Source organism: Streptomyces sp. NPDC054783, assembly GCF_053611725.1.
The window spans coordinates 1-1,255 of record NZ_JBSHAY010000106.1 but is presented as its reverse complement, the minus strand read 5'-3'; the positions used below and the strand labels follow the sequence as shown (position 1 = coordinate 1,255).

The 1,255-nt window shown below is 68.4% G+C and carries 2 protein-coding genes; both read right to left on the bottom strand.

Annotation, left to right across the window (positions count from 1 at the left end):
- Window positions 1-711: NADP-dependent oxidoreductase (locus ACWGJ5_RS46575; RefSeq protein WP_453315644.1), on the bottom strand; the 711-nt coding region annotated here is incomplete at its 3' end.
- Window positions 712-780: 69 nt separating this feature from the next.
- Window positions 781-1,255: carboxymuconolactone decarboxylase family protein (locus ACWGJ5_RS46570; protein ID WP_453315643.1), on the bottom strand; the 475-nt coding region annotated here is incomplete at its 5' end.

The window sequence follows — 1,255 nt, the reverse complement described above, 5'->3', positions numbered from 1 at the left end:
CGAGGTCAGCGACACCAGACGCCCACCGTTGCGCACCAGCGACAGCGCGGCCTGCGCCGTACCGCCAGCAGCGATCAGCGCACCATCGAACCCACCACGAACCCGGCCCGCCCAATCCGAGTCGTGGTAGTCGACAACCGCCAACGCACCCAGACCACGCAGGCGCTCAGCAGCCGAAGCGGACGCCGTCACCGTCACCTCGATCCCCCGAGCAGCAGCAATCTGCAACGCCAGCGCACCGGTCGCCCCACCACCATTGGTGATCAGAAGCCGCTGCCCCCGGCTGAGCCCCAGTGCCTCCAGCGACTGGTACGCCGTGAGCCCGGCAACCGGCAGCGCCCCCGCCTGCAGCGGATCCAGCCCCGCCGGGCAGATCGCAGCACTGGCCGCAGTGATCAGCACCCGCTCAGCCCAGAAGCCACTGCCACCGGGCAGCGGGGCCTCATGCGCAAGCACCCGGTCACCGACAGCGAAGCCCTCGACACCGGGACCCACGGCCACAACCCGGCCCACGCCCTCTACACCCAGCGCCGCGGGCGGACGCAGCCCCACATCCCAGCCCGCACCGTTCAGCAACCGATCCCACGGACCGACACCGGCCGCCTCCACCTCCAGCACAAGCTGACCAGCACCAGGAGCCGGCGGCTCAGGCACCTCCAGGAGGACGACGTCCGCATCGGGGCCGGACACTCCGCTTGCCTTCATGGTCATCCCTTCACTCGGTCCGGCCGACGGTAGGTACAGGCCGGCCGCCATATCTTCACTCTGGGGTTTCGGCGCTCAACTGGGCGTACCGACCGAGCTGGCGGAGGGGATGTCGATGTCGGTCTGGTTGACGTTGTTGAGAAAATTGGTCAGCAGGGCCTGCACTGCGACCGTGACGATCGCCAAGATCTGCGGGTCGGTGTAGCCGGCGCCGCGCACAGCCGCGAGATCTGCGTCGCTGACTCGCCCGCGGCTCTCGACCACCCGTCGAGCGAAGCGCGCGACTGCGGCGCGCTCGGGGTCGACCGAGCTCCCGGCGCGAGCCAGGTCGATGTCGTCGCTCGACATTCCGCTGAGTTCGGATGATACGTACGTGTGAATCGCCAGGCAGTAAGCGCAACCGTTGGCCTCCGAGACCGCGAGCGCGATGGTGTGCCGCGTCTTCGCGTCCAGAACGCGACTCATGGTGCTCTGCAGCGTCACGACGGCGTCGAGAACGGTCGGGTTCGACGCGATGGTCTTGAACATGTTCGGGACGAAGCCGAGCTGT